Genomic DNA, 15,418 nt, shown 5'->3' on the forward strand with positions numbered 1-15,418 from the left:
CATTGGCCCGCCGTCGCACCCCGTGCCTTGATGGTAGCGGGGTGGAGGGGCGAGGGGTGCGGCTCAGATCTCCACGGTGAGTCCGGTGCGCGCGCTCTCGCGTGCCGCATCCAGGATCTCGACGGTGTGCACGGCCTGCTCGATGGGAACCGGGGGAGCGGACTCGCCCCGGACTGCGGCGAGGAGCATCCGGTAGTACTCGGCGTAGTCGCCGCGCGCGGACGGGATCTGCTGGCTGCCCTCGGTGGTGTGCAGGGTGCCCCAGCGGGCTTCGGCCTCGACTCCCCAGCCGGCGGCGGCGGATGCTGGGCGCAGGCCGGCATCGATCTGCGCCGTCTGCACGTCGTCCATGCGCGACTCGTAGGCGCCGAGGTCGCCGTACGCGATGAGCTCGCGGCCGTCGAGGTGGTTGATCTTGCTGGAGGCGACGCGGGTGAAGACGCCGTTCGCGTGGTGGAGGGCGACGTCGAAGCCGCAGTCGACCTCGACGCCGTCCACCTCGGTGATGTCGAGGTGGGCGCTCACGCGCTCGACGGGGCCGAAGAGGAAGGCCATCTGGTCGACGAGGTGGCTGCCGAGGTCGCGCAGGAGTCCGTGGGCTGGGCCGGTCTCGAGGGTGCCGGAGTCGTCCTGGTCCATGCGGGAGGAGACGCGCCAGATGTCCCCGAGCTGGCCTTCGTCGATGACCTGCTTGAGCGTGACGAGGTCGGTGTCCCAGCGGCGGTTCTGGTAGGCGGTGAGGATGCGACCGCTGCGCTCCGCGGCTGCCTGCAGCTCGCGCGCTCCCTGCGCGGTGGGCGCGAAGGGCTTGTCGGCGACGACGTGCGCGCCGCGCTCGAGGGCTCGCAGGACGAGCTCGCGGCGTGTGTCCGGCGGGGTGGTGATGACGACCGCGTCGACGCCGGCGCCGAGGAGGGCGTCGAGCGAATCGAAGGCTGGCACGCCCGGTGCCTCGGTGGCGAGGATCGCGCGGCGTTCCGCTGAGCGGGTGACGACGCCGGCGAGCTCCCAGCCCTCGACGGCCTGGATGTAGGGCACGTGGAAGCGGTGGCCGCCAGCCCCGTAGCCGACGACGCCGATGCGTGCGGGGGTGGACGCGCTCATGGTGCTCTCGATTCTGCGCTGCAGTGATTCGTTCTAATGACAGGACAAGGCTACGTCAGGGGTGCCCGGGTGACAACGGCTCGCCTGTCGGGGGTGTGGTGTTGAATGGGCGCAGACAGTGACAAAGGGGTGCGACCGTGGTGGAGAGCAAGAACGGGTACACGCCGCCGGCGGACTACAAGGCGCCTGACTTCGTGCGGCAGTGGGCCGACACCGCGAGTCGCGGCGCAGACCGCATCGAGCAGGAGCGCGAGCAGCGGGCGAGGGACGCCGAGCGGGCCGCCGCGCAGCGCGCGCAGGATGGGCAGCGTGCCCTCGATCAGACGTCGCAGGACGCCCAGCGCTCGGCTGGCCAGTCGGCGCGGGATGCGCAGCGCGCGGCCGAGCAGCTCGCCCGCGATGAGGGGCGCGCCGCGACGAGCACCGCAGCGCGCGCCACGTACGACCTCGACCGGGTCGGGGAGGGCGCGAAGCGCGGCCTCGCCTACACGCACGGCGGCTCGCAGGACGCCCTGCGGCGCGGGTCAGGGCCCGCGGCTCCCTCGGTGTCGGCTCCCTTCGAGGCGGCCGACGCGCCGCAGCCCACCACCGCGGGGCAAGCCCCGCCACCCCCACTCCCGCCGGCGCCGTCTGGTCGCGCGGCTCGCCAGGGTGGCAGGCCGACCGGCAATCAGCCCGGGCTCAAGCCGGGCCTCGCCGTGGGTGCCGGCGTCGCCGCGATCGTCGCGGCCCTCGTGGGCCTCTGGTTCGGGATCGTCTTGGCTCTGATCTTCGCGGCCCCGTCCATCAGGCGCGGCTTCCGCTCGGGCGCCAAGGGCGTCGCCGTCTCGATCCTCGCAATCCTCCTGTTCGTGGTGGCCGCCGGCATCCAGCTGCTGCAGTTCGCCTCCGACTCGCGGGAGAGCTCTGCCGCCGAGAGCAGCGCGACGTCGACGCCGGTCGGGTTGGAGGGCGACGCCGTCGTGACCGATCCGGTGCCAGAGCTCACGCTCGAGCCAGGGGTGCCGCTCAGCGGATACGGGGAGGCGAACATCGACGTCCTGCTTCCTTCCGGCGCCGGAGAGCTCGCGGTGCTGGAGGTCGTCGACACCATGGGCGACGTCACCTTCCTGGTCGCGAACCCGCAGGCCACGGAGGACGTGGAGTTCAGCAGCGGCATCCCGGGGGACACCACGCAATGGCTCGTGAATACGGCCGGTGCGGACGCCGCGGCTCGGGGCGAAGACCCGACGCCCGTGGCCACCAACAGCATCCAGGTCATCTCGGGTGGCGTGTGGGAGATGACGCTCTCCGCCGTCGACGTCCTTCCGACGTTCGATGCGACCCTCTCCGGTGAGGGCGCCGGTCTGTACCTCTATACGGGGGCTGGCGGGGAGGCCGCGATCAGCGCCGGCGACTACGGGAAGCTGCAGATCACCACGCACGGGGCGACGCCCGAGCTGACGCAGGTCGAGCTTCCCGAGACCGTCTCGCGCACCTGGCAGCCGGGTCCGATGGTGGTCGAGGTCGAAGAAGCGAGGCGCATCGACGGCACCCCGCAGCCCTGGAGCATCCAGGTCGCACAGCTCTAGGGGTGGTCGTGAGGTGCGGGGTGTCGTGCGTGGGTGCTTTCGGCCGGCGTGCCCTCGGGTCTCCGGCAGGCACGGCAGAACCGCAGCTGCGGCAGTAGAGTTAGCTTTGTGGCGCAGGTTCGGCCCCTGGGCCAAACTGGTTCCTCAGATCCAGGATCACTCAGAAGCCCCCGTACCTCGATCTTCGAACCGCTGCCCGAAAGGTCTCGACACATGACCCCCACCAGGAAGATCGCGGCGACGCTGCTGACGGCGGCGGTTGCTCTCAGCCTCTCGGCCTGCGCGGGCAGCGGCGCCCCCGCAGCCCCCGCCGCGGAAACTGCCCCGGCGAGCGCATCCACCCTCGAGGGATCCATCACGGTGTTCGCGGCGGCGTCGCTCAAGAGCACGTTCACGGAGCTGGCCGACGAGTTCGAGTCGAGCAACCCGGGCGTGACGGTCGAGCTGAACTTCGCCGGTTCCTCCGACCTGGTCACCCAGATCACCGAGGGCGCCCCGGCCGACGTGTTCGCCTCGGCCGATGAGAAGAACATGGCGAAGCTCACGGATGCCACCCTCATCGCGCCAGACGCCCCGGTGGATTTCGCCACCAACGTGCTCGAGATCGCGGTCCCGCCGAGCAACCCGGCCGGCATCGCCACCTTCGCGGACCTCGCCAAGCCGGAGGCGAAGACCGTCGTCTGCGCTCCCCAGGTGCCGTGCGGTGCCGCGACGCTCGCCGTCGAGACGGCGACCGGTGTGGACATCACCCCGGTGAGTGAGGAGTCGTCGGTCACCGACGTGCTCGGCAAGGTCACCTCCGGTGAAGCGGATGCCGGACTCGTCTACGTCACCGACATCATCGCCGCGGGAGACGCCGTCACCGGCATCGAGTTCCCCGAGTCGAGCGAGGCCGTGAACACCTACCCGATCGCCCCGGTCGCCGCGTCGACGAACCCCGAGGTTGCCCAGGCGTTCATCGCCTTCGTCACGGGAGCGGTGGGCCAGGACGTGCTCGCGACCGCCGGGTTCGGCCAGCCGTAGGAACGCATCCCGTGCCACGAAGAAGCTCCGCCGCTGCCGCCGTGCCCGGCTGGGTGCTGACCGTCGCGATCATCGGCGCGTCCTTCGTGCTGCTGCCGCTGATCGGGATGATCACCCGCGTGAACTGGGCCGAGTTCGTTCCGCTCGTCACGTCGGAGTCGTCGGTCGACGCGCTCCTGCTGAGCCTCCGCACCTCCCTCAGTGCGACAGTGCTCTGCGTCGTCCTGGGGGTACCCATGGCCATCGTGCTCGCCCGCACCGACTTCTGGGGGCAGAAGCTCCTCCGTTCCCTGGTGCTGCTCCCGCTCGTGCTGCCACCCGTGGTCGGCGGCATCGCCCTCCTCGCCACCTTCGGTCGGCGCGGGCTCCTCGGCCAGAGCTTCGAGGCCATGGGGATCACCATCGCGTTCTCGACGACGGCCGTCGTCCTCGCGCAGACCTTCGTGGCGCTCCCGTTCCTCGTGCTCAGCCTCGAGGGGGCGCTGCGCACCGTCGGAACGCGCTACGAGGCGATCGGCGCCACGCTCGGTGCACGGCCCACCACGGTGCTGCGCCGCATCACGCTGCCGCTCGTGCTGCCCGCCGTGATCTCCGGCGCGGTCCTCTCCTTCGCGCGCGCGCTCGGCGAGTTCGGGGCCACTCTCACCTTCGCGGGCTCGCTGCAGGGCGTCACGCGCACCCTCCCGCTCGAGATCTACCTCCAGCGTGAAACCGATCCGGATGCCGCGGTCGCCCTGTCGCTCGTCCTGGTCGCCGTCGCGGTGATCGTGGTCGCGGTGGCCCACCAGGCCGGCGAGGCCAACGGCTTCCGGCTCCGGCGGAGCGCGTCGTGAGCTTCGAGTTCGCCGCCACGGTGCGGGCGCGGGCGTTCGACGTCGAGCTCACGATCGCCGACGGCGAGACCGTCGCGGTGCTCGGGCCGAACGGTGCCGGGAAGTCGACGCTCCTCACGCTCATCGCGGGCCTGGTCCGCCCCGACACCGGCACGGCCCGGCTCAACGACGAGGTCCTCTTCGACATCGGCGATCGCGGCCGTGGACGCTGGCTGCCACCTCATGCTCGCGGCGTCTCGATGCTCGCGCAGGACGCGCTGCTCTTCCCGCACCTCACCGCACTCGACAACGTCGCCTTCGGTCCGCGCAGCAAGGGACGCTCGCGTGCCGAGGCCAACTCGCGCGCATCCAGCTGGCTCGACCGCGTCGATGCGGGAGGACTGGCGCAGAGCAGGCCCGCTCAGCTCTCCGGGGGCCAGGCGCAGCGGATCGCCGTCGCCCGGGCGCTCGCGTCCGACCCCGCTCTGCTCCTGCTCGACGAGCCGATGGCAGCCCTCGACGTGTCGGTTGCGCCGGCGATCCGACGGATGCTCCGCGACGTCCTGGCGGATCAGACGACGATCATCGTCACGCACGACGTGCTCGACGCCTTCATGCTCGCCGACCGCGTCGTGGTGCTCGAGGGCGGGCGCATCGTCGACGTCGGCCCCACGCGCGAGGTGCTCGAGCGGCCCGTCACGCAGTTCGCGGCCGGCCTCGCCGCGCTCAACCTCGTGACCGGCACCGCCCTCGACGACGCCTCCGTCGGGGCCGACGGCGGGCAGCGCCTCGCGGCGAGCTTCGTCGAATCGCTCCCGGCTGGCACGCGGGTCGGGATCTCCGTGCGGCCGACGCAGGTCGCCGTCACCACCGAGGAAGCGTCGGAGCCGAGCGCCTCACGGAACGTGCTCCCCGGCATCGTCACGGACCTCGAGCCGCGAGGGGACATCATCCGGGTCCGGAGCGCCGAGTTCTCCGCCGACGTGCCGCCTGGCAGAGTCGCTGAGCTCGACCTGGCGCCCGGCACTCGCGTGTGGTTCGCCTTCGCCGCCTCCGATGCCATCGCGTACCGGCTCTGAGGCCCTGCTCAGTCGAGGGTGCCGCCGCCGACCCGCACGTCGCTCTCGTGCGCGAGGGTCGCTCGCACGACGGCGGTGAGCGCGCTCGCGAGCTGGTCCATGGGCAGGAAGGGGCGGTCGGTGCCGACGGCTTCCTCCGCGGAGTAGGGGATGTGCACGAAGCCGCCGCGTGCGCCGGCCCGCTGCCGGAGCTCGTGCAGGAGCAGGTAGAAGACGTGGTTGCAGGTGTAGGTGCCGGCGGTCTGGGAGACGACGGCAGGGATGCCGCTCGAGCGCACGGCCTCGACCGCGGCCTTGATGGGCAGGGTGCTGAAGTACGCGGCGGGGCCGTCGCCCACGATGGGCTCGTCGATCGGCTGGAAGCCGCTGTTGTCGGGGATGCGCGCGTCGTCGACGTTGATCGCGACCCGTTCCACCCTGATCGTGTCGGTGCCGCCGGCGAGCCCGACGGCGATCACGATGTCAGGGTCGACCTCGGCGAGGGCGGCCCGCAGCGCGTCGTCCACCCTCGCGAAGTCGACGGGGAGCTGACGCACGTGGATCTCCGCGTCGCCGTCCCAGCGATCGCGCACCTCCTGCACGGCCGTCCACGACGGGTTGCTCGTGTTGCCGTCGAAGGGTTCGAAGCCGGTGAAGAGGACGGTCGGCATGCGGGGGCTCCTGTCGTGCGGGTGGGGCGGCCGGAAGGGGGAGACCTCAACGCTACGCCGCGGATGCACCCCTCGCTGGCCCCTCACCTGACGAGCAGGTGACCGAATGTGACTCGGAGCTTCGCCGCGCGACCGTGTCGGAACTTCCGTGAAGGGAGGCCGTCGCCCCCGCATCCGCGTGCCCATACCTTCTCGACATGCCCTCGAAATCGAGGGTGAGCCCCTCGAATCGAGGGTCCGCCGAGAGGAGAACGCGATGTCACAACTCGACACCGCACCGACCACCGACAGCCCGTCGTCGACGCCGCCAGACGACGCGAAGCCACTCGCGAGCCGGCGGATGCAGACGCTCGGGCCGGGCGAGCACCTCAAGGTCGTCCACCCCAAGCACTGGGTGCTGTGGATCCTCTCCGCCGTCGCCGTGTTCGCGGTCGCCCAGTTCGCGTGGTCGCTCGTCACGAACCAGCGCTACGAGTGGAACGTCTTCGGCGAGTACTTCTTCAGCCAGATCGTGCTCAACGCGCTTGTCCTGACGCTCCAGCTGACGGTGCTCTCCGGCGCGATCGGCTTCATCCTCGGAGCCCTGCTCGCGGTCGCACGCCTCTCGAAGTCGCCCCTCCTGAACTCGTTCTCGTGGAGCTTCATCTGGTTCTTCCGGTCCGTGCCGCTCGTCGTGCAGCTCGTGGTCTGGTACAACCTCGGCTACCTCTACCCGACGCTCGGACTCGGGACGCCCTTCACGACCGACTTCTGGCTCGTCGAGTTCCCGACGGTGCAGCTCATCTCCTCGTTCGCCGCGGCGACGCTCGGTCTCTCCCTGCACCAGGCCGCCTACTCGGCGGAGATCATCCGCGCCGGCATCCTGTCCGTCGACCAGGGCCAGCTCGAAGCATCCGCCGCGCTCGGCCTGCCCCGCCGGTACCGCTTCTTCCGCATCATCCTGCCGCAGGCGGCCCGCGCCATCACGCCGAACGCCTTCAACGAGATCATCGGCCTCGTCAAGGGCACCTCCGTGGTGTTCGTCGTCGCCCTGCCGGAGCTGTTCTACACGGTGCAGGTCATCTACAACCGCAACCAGCGCATCATCCCGCTGCTCCTCGTCGCGGTCGTCTGGTACGCCATCATCACGACGCTCCTCTCGATCGCGCAGTACTACATCGAGCGGCACTTCTCGAAGGGCGCGCACCGGGAGCTGCCGCCGACGCCCATCCAGAAGGCGCGCGCGTGGATCTCCGAGAAGTGGGCGCTGCTCGACGACGGTGAGCAAAGCGGAGGCAGAGAGAAACAACGCGAGGACCCCGAGAAGCCGGACGGAGAGCAGGCCGAGAGCGCGAAGGCGCTCGACCGCAAGAAGCACGGCATCCCCGCGGGCGCGCCAGCCCGCCCCACAGAAGCACCAGCGCCAGCACCAGCACGGAAGGACGTGAGCGAAGCATGAGCCAGGCAACCATCAACCGGAACGCCGAAGCGGAACTCGAACGCAGCAGCGCAGCATCCGGGCAGGTCAGCGTGTGCGGCGTCAGCAAGTCGTACGGCACCCACGAGGTGCTGCACGACATCGACCTCGAGATCGAACCAGGCGAGGTCGTCGCCCTCCTCGGGCCCTCCGGCTCCGGCAAGTCGACCCTCCTGCGCACCATCAACCACCTCGAGTCCGTCGACGGCGGATCGATCCTCATCGATGGCGAGTACATCGGCTACGTCAGGAAGGGAGACCGCCTCTTCGAGCTGCGCGAAGCTGAGACGCTTCGCCGCCGTACGAGGGTTGGCATGGTCTTCCAGAACTTCAACCTGTTCCCACACCTCACGGCGCTGCAGAACATCACGGCCGCGCCGGTGGCGCTGCAGCGAGCATCCAAAGCGGACGCGGAGGCGCAGGCGCGCAAGCTCCTCCAGCGCGTTGGCCTCGAGGGCAAGGAGCACCACTACCCGCGGCAGCTCTCCGGCGGCCAGCAGCAGCGCGTCGCGATCGCCAGGGCGCTTGCACTCAAGCCGGACGTGCTCCTCTTCGACGAGCCGACGAGCGCACTCGACCCCGAGCTGGTCGGTGAGGTGCTCGACGTCATCCGCGAACTCGCCCACGGCGGCACGACGCTGGTCATCGTGACGCACGAGATCGGCTTCGCCCGCGAGGTCGCCGACCGCATCGTGTTCCTCGACGCCGGCCGCGTCATCGAGCAGGGCACACCGGAGCAGGTGCTGACGAACCCGCAGCATCCGCGCACGCAGGACTTCATCCGCAAGGTGCTCTAGCCACACCCTGGCCCGTCGCTCATCCCCCACCCCAGAACTTCAGCAACGCACGTACCCGAAAGGTGCCACCCATGGCAAAGCTCAACAAGAAGAAGGTCGGCGTCATCGCCGGCGGTGTCGCAGCACTCGCCGTCATCGGCGTCGTCGCCACGACCCTCATCGTCAACGGCCAGTCGGCCCCCGTCACGGCAGCAGAGCCAGACGGCGCGGCCCCCGCGAGCGACCTCATCCAGTTCGACCTGACCAGCGCGAACGTCGACGGCCGCCCGCAGATCGACCCGGTCCCAGAAGCCATCGCCGCCCTCGAGGCCTCCGGATGGCAGCCCGCCGAGACGGGCAAGCTCACCGTCGTCGGCAGCGCGTACATCCCGCCGCTCAGCTTCCTCGCCGAGGACGACAACGTGACGCGCCTCGGCAGCGAGGCCGACTTCGCGCAGCTCATCGCCGACGGGCTCGGCCTCGAGCTGAAGGGCGAGGTCGCCGCCTGGGCCGACTGGCCCCTCGGCATCCAGTCCGGCAAGTACGACCTCATCACCTCGAACGTGACGGTCACGGAAGAGCGCAAGGACCTCTTCGACTTCGCCACCTACCGCGAGGACGTGCTCGGCTTCTACGTGAAGGCCGACAGCGAGATCGAGTCGATCACCGAGGCGAAGGACGTTGCGGGCCTCTCCGTCATCGTCGGCGCCGGCACGAACCAGGAGAAGATCCTCGTCGCCTGGGACGAGGAGAACAAGGCCGCAGGGCTCGAGCCGGTCGACTTCCAGTACTTCGAAGACGACGCGGCAGGCACCCTCGCGCTGCAGTCTGGTCGAGTCGACGTGAACTTCGGCCCGAACGCGACCGCCGCGTTCAAGGCTGCGAGCGACGGCGAGACGAAGCTCGTCGGCACCCTCAACGGCGGCTTCCCCGCCAACGCGCAGATCGCAGCAGGCACCGCGAAGGACAACGGCCTCATCGAAGCCGTCTCGATCGTCATCAACCACGCCATCGAGAACGGCCAGTACGACGCGATCCTCGACCGCTGGGGACTGCAGGATGAGCGCATCGACGTCTCCGAGGTGAACCCCGCGGGCCTCCCGCGCGAGGAGTAGCCATCGCCGCGCACCCCATGGCGACGGAACCCGTCGCGCCCTCGAAGGCTGAGGGCGCGGCGGGTCTCGCCGCGCCCTCAGCTCTCCGTCGACGCCGCCACGAACCCCGCCGCCGGATAGGTCAGCTTCGCCCCATTTCGACGCCGAGAACGGGGTGAAAGTGACCTATTGGCTGGGCTGCGGCGCTGCGCGCTGCGCGCGGCGGGCGGCTCGGCAGGCGGCGGTCAGGCAGCCGACGTGACCGACTTCAGGAAGTCGATCGTCGAGGTGAGCGCGCTCTGCGCATCCGCCCCCTCGAGCTTGAACTGGTACTCGTGCTGCAGCGCGGGCTGGTGGTCGTCCGGGTAGAAGACGGTCGTGACCGGCACGCCGAGCCCCTGCAGCTTCGCCGCGAACGGCTGCGACTGGTTCGAGGTGAGCGGGTCGGCGTTTCCGCCGGAGATCCACGTCTGCGGGAAGTCGGCGGTCACGGAGTCGAGGGTCGACATCTCGAGGCCGCCGGGCGTCTGCGACCAGTCCTTCTCTCCCAGATAGGCCCACAGCGCGACGCGGAAGCCGTAGCCGCCGAGGCCAGGCGCGTCCGGGATGCCGCTCACGTCGTAGATGCCGCAGTTCAGCACCATCCCGGCGATCTGCTCGCCGGCGAGCGCTGGCGTCAGACCGACGAGCTCGGCGTAGTCGGGGTTCGTGGCGAGCGTCGCGAGCTGGCTCGCGAGCTGTGCGCCCGCGGAGTCGCCGGCGAGGACGATGCGGTTCGGGTCGATGTTGTACTCGGCGGCGTGCTCGATGAGGTGCGCGAGCGCGTCGTTCAGCTGCGTGAGCGCCGTCGGGTACGTGGCCTCGGGGGCCACCGTGTAGTTCAGGGCGACCGTCGTGAACCCCTCGGCGGCGAGGATCTGCACGTACGGGTCGACGTTCTGCTTGCCGCCGGAGATCCACGCGCCCCCGTGGATCCACACGACCGTCGGCAGTGCCTCGCTCGTGCCAGCGGGGGAGTACAGGTCGAAGCTCGTGTCCGATCCATCGTCGCCGTAGGGGACGTCGAGCTGCGCCTGCAGGGTGTCGGCGGTTGGCGCGAACGACTCCATCTCGGTGATGGTGCGCTTCGCGTCGAGCTCGAACAGGGCGCGGATGAGCATGGCAGCTGGCCAGGGGGTCGACACCCAGATGATCGCGCCCACGAGCCCGGCCGAGAGCACGCCGAGGGGCACCGTCCTGCTCTTCCGGCGGTACCAGGGCTTCTTCGGCGTGACACTCGGGTGGATGCTCACCCGGCCATTCTTTCAGTACCGCGGTCCATGTAAACGCACGTCGCCGTGTTGTCGGCGGTACTCGGCATGCAATAGCGTGCAGATCACCCCTCCCTCGATGCAGCGATGCAGCACTGACCGCTCAGATCGGCAGTGGTGCTGCGGGCATCCCGACGCCGATCGGACCGTGCATGTACGCCCTCCTCGTGATCCTCCAGACAGTGGTGCTGCCGCTGATCTTCGGCGGCGTCCACCTGGGCGTCGCGGGCGGGAACCCGGCCATCGTGTTCGGGATCTGGTTCGCGTTCTGGGGTGTGGGGATACGCCTCATCGTCGCCGGCATCAGCCAGCTCACGAACCCGCGGCGCACCACGCAGACGATTCTCGGGGCGGCGCACGACGACGCGGAAGACGCTCCTGACGACGACGACGACGACGCCGCCGACGACGACGCCGCCGTGCGGGACGAGACGGGGACCGTAACCGCAACCGGAACCGGTGCCGCGACCGACACGATGATGAAGACCGGAGCGGCGACCGCGCAGGTCGTCCAAGAGCTCGGCCTCGCCAACCTCAGCCTCGGCGTGGTCGCACTCGTCTCGTCGCTCGTCCCCGGCTGGGGGCTCATCGGCGCGCTCCCTGGGGCGATCTACCTCGGCCTCGCGGGTCTGCGCCACCTCGCGAAGCGCGGCAAGAGCACGAACGAGCTCGTCGCCACCTGGACGGACCTGCTGGTCTTCCTGCTCGTCGTCGGGGGCGTCGTCGCCGCGGGTCTGCGCGGCTGGTGAGCATCCACCCGACCGGCCTGTCGCTCCCTCGCCTGCGATAGCGTCGGGCACACCATGATGCTTCGCCTGGCCCGCGCACTGCTCGTGCGCAGCGCTGTGCGCGACGTGCGGACGGGGCTGCTCTCGATCGCCGTCACGGGCATGCCTCCGGCGGGCGGGGCGGTGCTCGCCGCGAACCATGGCTCCTGGTGGGACGCCTATCTCATCGGCCTCTTCGCCAGGAACGTCGGCTCGGACGTCGCCGTCATGATGGGCGACGAGCAGCTGCAGCGCTTCCCGTTCCTGAGGCTGGTCGGGGCCGTGCCTCCGCGCGCGCTCCGCACCCTCGTCGCCCGCGCCCGTGCGGGCGACTGGGCGCTGATCTTCCCCGAGGGTGAGCTGCGCGCCGGACGCGGCCTGTCCGCCCTGCACCCTGGTGCCGAGTGGGTCGCGGAGCGAGCTGGGGTGCCGCTTGTGCCCGTCGCCGTCCGCGTCGTCCTGCGGGGCGCCGCGAAGCCGGAGGCGTTCATCCGCTTCGGCGCACCGGTGCGCCCGGAGCAGCTCCGGGCGGCGCTCGCGTCGATGCTCGACGAGCTCGACCGGGCGCTCGACGCCGCCGATCCCGCCCGCCCGCTCCCCGGGTACCGGGTCGTGTTCGACGCGCAGCGCTTCCGCCGAGACCGGGTCGGGATCGCGGGGCGGATGCTCGCCTACCTGACGAGGCCCGAGGGCTTCGGGATGCGCCGCGGCGGGGCGCGCGGTAGGGGCAGCGGGTGAACCGGGGGCTCGCGAGCCGCGCCGTCGCAGGAATCGCGCTCGCCTACCTCGGTGCCCGGGCCGTCGTGCTGCTCGCGAACCTGCTGACGCAGCCGAGCCTGCGGGCCGGCGCACCAGCTCGACGGCCGGCCCCTCGCGTCTCGCTCCTGATCCCGGCTCGCGACGAGGAGGCGACCCTGCGGGAGACGCTGCCAGGGTTCCTCGGGCAGGGCGCCGATGAGGTCGTCGTGCTCGACGACGAGTCGAGCGACGCGACGAGGGCCCTCAGCGAGTTGGCTGGTGCTCGAGTGCTCGGCGGCGCGCCCCGCCCCGACGGCTGGACGGGCAAGAACTGGTCGTGCGCGCAGCTCGCAGAGGCAGCTGCGCCCGCTCCCGCTCCTTTTCCCGGTCGTGCCGCTCCCGGTCCCGCTGGTCGCGCAAGCCAGTGTCCAACTTCAGTGCAGAATCCGCCGGCAGCGCCCGCTGCGGGCCGAGAACACTCGGAATCGCACCGATGTTGGTCAGGAGATCCTGAAGCAGCCGACGCAGACGCAGACGCAGACGCCGTCGCGCGGCACCCGAGCGACGTGCTGGTGTTCACCGACGCCGACGTGCGCTGGAGCCCCGGCGCGCTCGATGCGCTGATGGCCACCATGCGCGAGTCCCGCGCCGATCTGCTCACGGTGTTCCCGCGCCAGGAGACGCGGACGCTCGGCGAACGGCTCATCACCCCGTTGAACGACGCCGTCGTGCTCGGCTCGGTGCCCGTGGCCCTGCAGCACCGGCGCGCGCCGGTCGTCGCGAACGGCCAGGTCATGGCGTTCACCCGCGCCGCCTACGACCGCATCGGCGGCCACACCGCCGTGAGCGGGGAGCTCGTCGAGGACATGCGCCTCGCCGAGCGGATGCGCGCCGCTGGCGGGCGGGTTGTCGTCGCGCGCGGCGGAACCGCCATCGCCGTGCGCATGTACGACGGCTACGGCAGCTCCGTGCGCGGCTTCGCGAAGTCGCTCCTCGGCCTCCACCACGGCTCGCGAGCGCTCATGGCGGTGACGAGCCTCCTCACGGTCTGCGTCTACACGCTGCCCTGGGTGCTGCGCGTGTGGCCGGGTGCCCAAGCCAGCGCGGGCAGGGGCGCGACCGCCCGCATCCTGCACTTCGTCCGCATCGCCGGGCTGCTCGATCGCACCCTCGTGAGCGTCATCACAGGGAGATACCGGCCGCTCGACCTGGCGGAGGGGATCCTGGGCCCGATCAGTCCGCTGCTCGTGCTGCCCGTCTACGCGCTGGCCGGGCGACGCCGTGTCGCATGGAAGGGCCGCGTCTACGAGGCGTAGAAGAGCCGCCTAGACTTGAGGGGTGACCTCGACCGGCCTCCTGACACCCACCATGGGTGAAGTGGAGCTGCGAGGCACCGTTCTCGATCTCGACACCGATCTCGACTTCGGCACCGATCTCGACGTCGAGGCCGGTCTGGCCGCGCCCGTCGATCAGCGCCCGCGCGATGCCGCCCGGGTCCGCCGCGTGCAGCTCGCGTTCGTCGCCGCCTCCGTCTCCACGTTCATCGCGCTTGCCTCGCACGTCCTCGCGGGTGGCGGGATGCCGGGCCTCCTCGGCGTCGCCTTCCCGTTCGGCCTTGCCGTGCTCGCGTGCCTGCTGCTCGCGCGCATCCGCACCGACTCGCTGCGGCTGGCCCTGTCGGTCGGGGCCAGCCAGTTCCTCTTCCACACGCTCTTCGTGCTCGGCACGCCGTCCGCGACCGTCGGCGCGGGGTCGGCGGCGGATGCGCACGCCGGCCACGGCCAGCTCGCCGCAGCCTCCGCCATGGCTGACTTCGCGTCGAGCGCGGGCAGCGCGGCTCCTTCTGGCGCGGCGCTGCACCTGGCCCACGACGGCGCGCTCATGTGGGCGATGCACGCCGTGGCCGCGGTGCTGACGGCCCTCGCCCTCTTCTTCGGCGAGACGCTCGTCGCGAGCCTCGCCAGGGCGAAGGACGCGGCAGTCGAACTGCTGCTGCCGTTGCTGCGCACGATCTTCCTCCTCCTCGCCCGAGGCGCGCGCCCCATGGCGACCGTCGACTCGGCGCCACTCGGCCTGCCCTGGGTGCCGTCGCTGACGGTTCGCGCCGGGCGCACGCAGCCGCGACGCGGCCCGCCCGCGCCCCAGCGACCCTCAACGTTCGCGACCCCGAGCTAGCACCGCATTCCCTCACCTCCTCTTCCACGGGGGAGGCACTCCGGTGCGGGTCGGCGTCGAACTTTCTCCGTCCGCGGCAGCCGCGCGCCCTCTGCGCGCTCGGTTCGCGTGCGGTCGGACAGACCCGAGGAATTCTCGAGATGTCAATCGACTCAACTTCCCTTTCCACGACCCAAGCACTCCTCCCACCGACCACCGAACCGAAGCGCGCCCTCCGCGCGGCCGCCGCAGTGCTCGCGCTGCTCGTGGCCTGCCTCCTGGGCTTCGCCGGCGCGGCCCCCGCGCAGGCGCACGACCAGCTCATCGAGAGCGCACCAGCGCCGGGGGCGGCGCTCGACGCGGCACCCGCCGACGTCACGCTCCGCTACTCCGCCGACATCATGGACATCGGGCCGATGATCGTCCTCGAGGACGCCGACGGCACCGCCCGGGCGACCGGCGAACCGGTCATCGACGGCTCCGAGGTCACGAGCACCATCGACGATGCGCTGCCGGACGGCACGTACACCATCAATTGGCGCGTCGTCTCGTCAGACGGGCACCCGATCACCGGCACGATCCCGTTCACGGTCGGCGACGCGAGTGCAGCGGATGCGCTCGCCGCCGAGGCCGCCACACCGGCGCCGAGCGAGGCGGCCGTGCCGGACGCCGATTCGGCCCCTGCCTCGGAGTCCGACTCCGGCGCGACGACCGAGCCCACGGCCGAGGTCACCTCCCGGTCGGCGTTCGACGTGCCGCGGCTGCTTCTCATCGGCGGGCTGGGCGCGGTCGTCGCGCTCGGCGTCGCCTGGGTGATCGTCCGCTCCCGCAAGGGCGCCCAGCAGGACGGCGACGCCGGTGCGCGCTGACTCGGCCGCGCAACA

The 15,418-nt window shown here is 70.9% G+C and carries 15 protein-coding genes; 12 read left to right on the top strand and 3 right to left on the bottom strand.

The features are described 5' to 3' along the window. Positions 1 to 63: 63 nt before the first annotated feature. Positions 64 to 1,104, bottom strand: a complete 1,041-nt coding sequence (locus tag C5E07_RS00330) for a Gfo/Idh/MocA family protein (RefSeq protein WP_104297988.1) — start codon at positions 1,102 to 1,104, stop codon at positions 64 to 66. Between the two features lie 137 nt (positions 1,105 to 1,241). Between C5E07_RS00330 and C5E07_RS00335 the strand changes: the two genes are divergently transcribed. From C5E07_RS00335 to C5E07_RS00350, 4 genes are all read left to right on the top strand, one after another. Continuing rightward, positions 1,242 to 2,675 carry a hypothetical protein gene (locus C5E07_RS00335; RefSeq protein WP_104328142.1) on the top strand — a complete coding sequence of 478 codons (1,434 nt, stop codon included), beginning with the start codon at positions 1,242 to 1,244 and terminating at the stop codon, positions 2,673 to 2,675. A gap of 213 nt (positions 2,676 to 2,888) precedes the next feature. Further along, on the top strand, positions 2,889 to 3,698 hold the full coding sequence (gene modA, locus C5E07_RS00340; RefSeq protein ID WP_104297990.1) for a molybdate ABC transporter substrate-binding protein: 810 nt from the start codon (positions 2,889 to 2,891) through the stop codon (positions 3,696 to 3,698). Positions 3,699 to 3,709: 11 nt separating this feature from the next. Then, the gene (locus C5E07_RS00345; protein WP_104297991.1) at positions 3,710 to 4,531 is read left to right on the top strand and encodes an ABC transporter permease; all 822 of its coding nucleotides are present in this window, start codon (positions 3,710 to 3,712) and stop codon (positions 4,529 to 4,531) included. After that, entirely contained in the window at positions 4,528 to 5,589 is a 1,062-nt protein-coding gene (locus C5E07_RS00350; protein ID WP_104297992.1) for a sulfate/molybdate ABC transporter ATP-binding protein, read from the top strand. The genes C5E07_RS00345 and C5E07_RS00350 overlap by 4 nt, the downstream gene beginning before the upstream one ends. 8 nt (positions 5,590 to 5,597) lie before the next feature. On the opposite strand, the gene pcp is transcribed toward C5E07_RS00350, so the two are convergent. Then, positions 5,598 to 6,239, bottom strand: a complete 642-nt coding sequence (gene pcp / locus C5E07_RS00355; protein ID WP_104297993.1) for a pyroglutamyl-peptidase I — start codon at positions 6,237 to 6,239, stop codon at positions 5,598 to 5,600. Positions 6,240 to 6,579: 340 nt separating this feature from the next. Here pcp and C5E07_RS00360 point away from each other — a divergent pair, with 340 nt between their 5' ends. From C5E07_RS00360 to C5E07_RS00370, 3 genes are all read left to right on the top strand, one after another. Further along, positions 6,580 to 7,677, top strand: coding sequence for an amino acid ABC transporter permease (locus C5E07_RS00360; protein WP_104298250.1), 1,098 nt, complete (start codon positions 6,580 to 6,582; stop codon positions 7,675 to 7,677). After that, a complete protein-coding gene (locus C5E07_RS00365; RefSeq protein WP_104240008.1) occupies positions 7,674 to 8,492 on the top strand; it encodes an amino acid ABC transporter ATP-binding protein in 819 nt (272 codons plus the stop codon). Before C5E07_RS00360 ends, C5E07_RS00365 begins: the two co-directional genes overlap by 4 nt. A 71-nt stretch (positions 8,493 to 8,563) precedes the next feature. Beyond that, a complete protein-coding gene (locus C5E07_RS00370; RefSeq protein WP_104297994.1) occupies positions 8,564 to 9,586 on the top strand; it encodes an ABC transporter substrate-binding protein in 1,023 nt (340 codons plus the stop codon). Positions 9,587 to 9,810: 224 nt separating this feature from the next. Here C5E07_RS00370 and C5E07_RS00375 read toward each other — a convergent pair whose 3' ends face one another. Then, the gene (locus C5E07_RS00375; RefSeq protein ID WP_258063719.1) at positions 9,811 to 10,857 is read right to left on the bottom strand and encodes an alpha/beta hydrolase; all 1,047 of its coding nucleotides are present in this window, start codon (positions 10,855 to 10,857) and stop codon (positions 9,811 to 9,813) included. A 170-nt stretch (positions 10,858 to 11,027) separates the two neighbouring features. Here C5E07_RS00375 and C5E07_RS00380 point away from each other — a divergent pair, with 170 nt between their 5' ends. The 5 genes from C5E07_RS00380 to C5E07_RS00400 all read left to right on the top strand — a co-directional run bounded on the left by C5E07_RS00380 (position 11,028) and on the right by C5E07_RS00400 (position 15,403). Then, entirely contained in the window at positions 11,028 to 11,624 is a 597-nt protein-coding gene (locus tag C5E07_RS00380; RefSeq protein ID WP_104297995.1) for a hypothetical protein, read from the top strand. A gap of 54 nt (positions 11,625 to 11,678) precedes the next feature. Further along, positions 11,679 to 12,380: a lysophospholipid acyltransferase family protein gene (locus tag C5E07_RS00385; RefSeq protein ID WP_104297996.1), complete on the top strand. Its 702-nt coding sequence runs from the start codon at positions 11,679 to 11,681 to the stop codon at positions 12,378 to 12,380. Further along, on the top strand, positions 12,377 to 13,696 hold the full coding sequence (locus C5E07_RS00390) for a glycosyltransferase family 2 protein (RefSeq protein ID WP_104297997.1): 1,320 nt from the start codon (positions 12,377 to 12,379) through the stop codon (positions 13,694 to 13,696). The genes C5E07_RS00385 and C5E07_RS00390 overlap by 4 nt, the downstream gene beginning before the upstream one ends. Before the next feature lie 22 nt (positions 13,697 to 13,718). Beyond that, positions 13,719 to 14,555 (top strand): hypothetical protein, encoded by an 837-nt coding sequence (locus C5E07_RS00395; protein WP_104297998.1) that lies wholly within the window; start codon positions 13,719 to 13,721, stop codon positions 14,553 to 14,555. Between the two features lie 140 nt (positions 14,556 to 14,695). Next, positions 14,696 to 15,403: a copper resistance CopC family protein gene (locus C5E07_RS00400; protein ID WP_104297999.1), complete on the top strand. Its 708-nt coding sequence runs from the start codon at positions 14,696 to 14,698 to the stop codon at positions 15,401 to 15,403. Positions 15,404 to 15,418: the final 15 nt, after the last annotated feature.

It is taken from the genome of Pseudoclavibacter sp. RFBJ3 (genome assembly GCF_002931375.1).
Classification (GTDB): domain Bacteria; phylum Actinomycetota; class Actinomycetes; order Actinomycetales; family Microbacteriaceae; genus Pseudoclavibacter.

Coding starts and splice junctions, on each gene's coding strand:
- C5E07_RS00360 (WP_104298250.1), top strand. CDS start 6,580: ATGCAGACGCTCGGGCCGGGCGAGCACCTCAAGGTCGTCCACCCCAAG.
- pcp (WP_104297993.1), bottom strand. CDS start 6,239: ATGCCGACCGTCCTCTTCACCGGCTTCGAACCCTTCGACGGCAACACG.
- modA (WP_104297990.1), top strand. CDS start 2,889: ATGACCCCCACCAGGAAGATCGCGGCGACGCTGCTGACGGCGGCGGTT.
- C5E07_RS00370 (WP_104297994.1), top strand. CDS start 8,564: ATGGCAAAGCTCAACAAGAAGAAGGTCGGCGTCATCGCCGGCGGTGTC.
- C5E07_RS00380 (WP_104297995.1), top strand. CDS start 11,028: ATGTACGCCCTCCTCGTGATCCTCCAGACAGTGGTGCTGCCGCTGATC.
- C5E07_RS00365 (WP_104240008.1), top strand. CDS start 7,674: ATGAGCCAGGCAACCATCAACCGGAACGCCGAAGCGGAACTCGAACGC.
- C5E07_RS00330 (WP_104297988.1), bottom strand. CDS start 1,104: ATGAGCGCGTCCACCCCCGCACGCATCGGCGTCGTCGGCTACGGGGCT.
- C5E07_RS00385 (WP_104297996.1), top strand. CDS start 11,679: ATGATGCTTCGCCTGGCCCGCGCACTGCTCGTGCGCAGCGCTGTGCGC.
- C5E07_RS00400 (WP_104297999.1), top strand. CDS start 14,696: ATGTCAATCGACTCAACTTCCCTTTCCACGACCCAAGCACTCCTCCCA.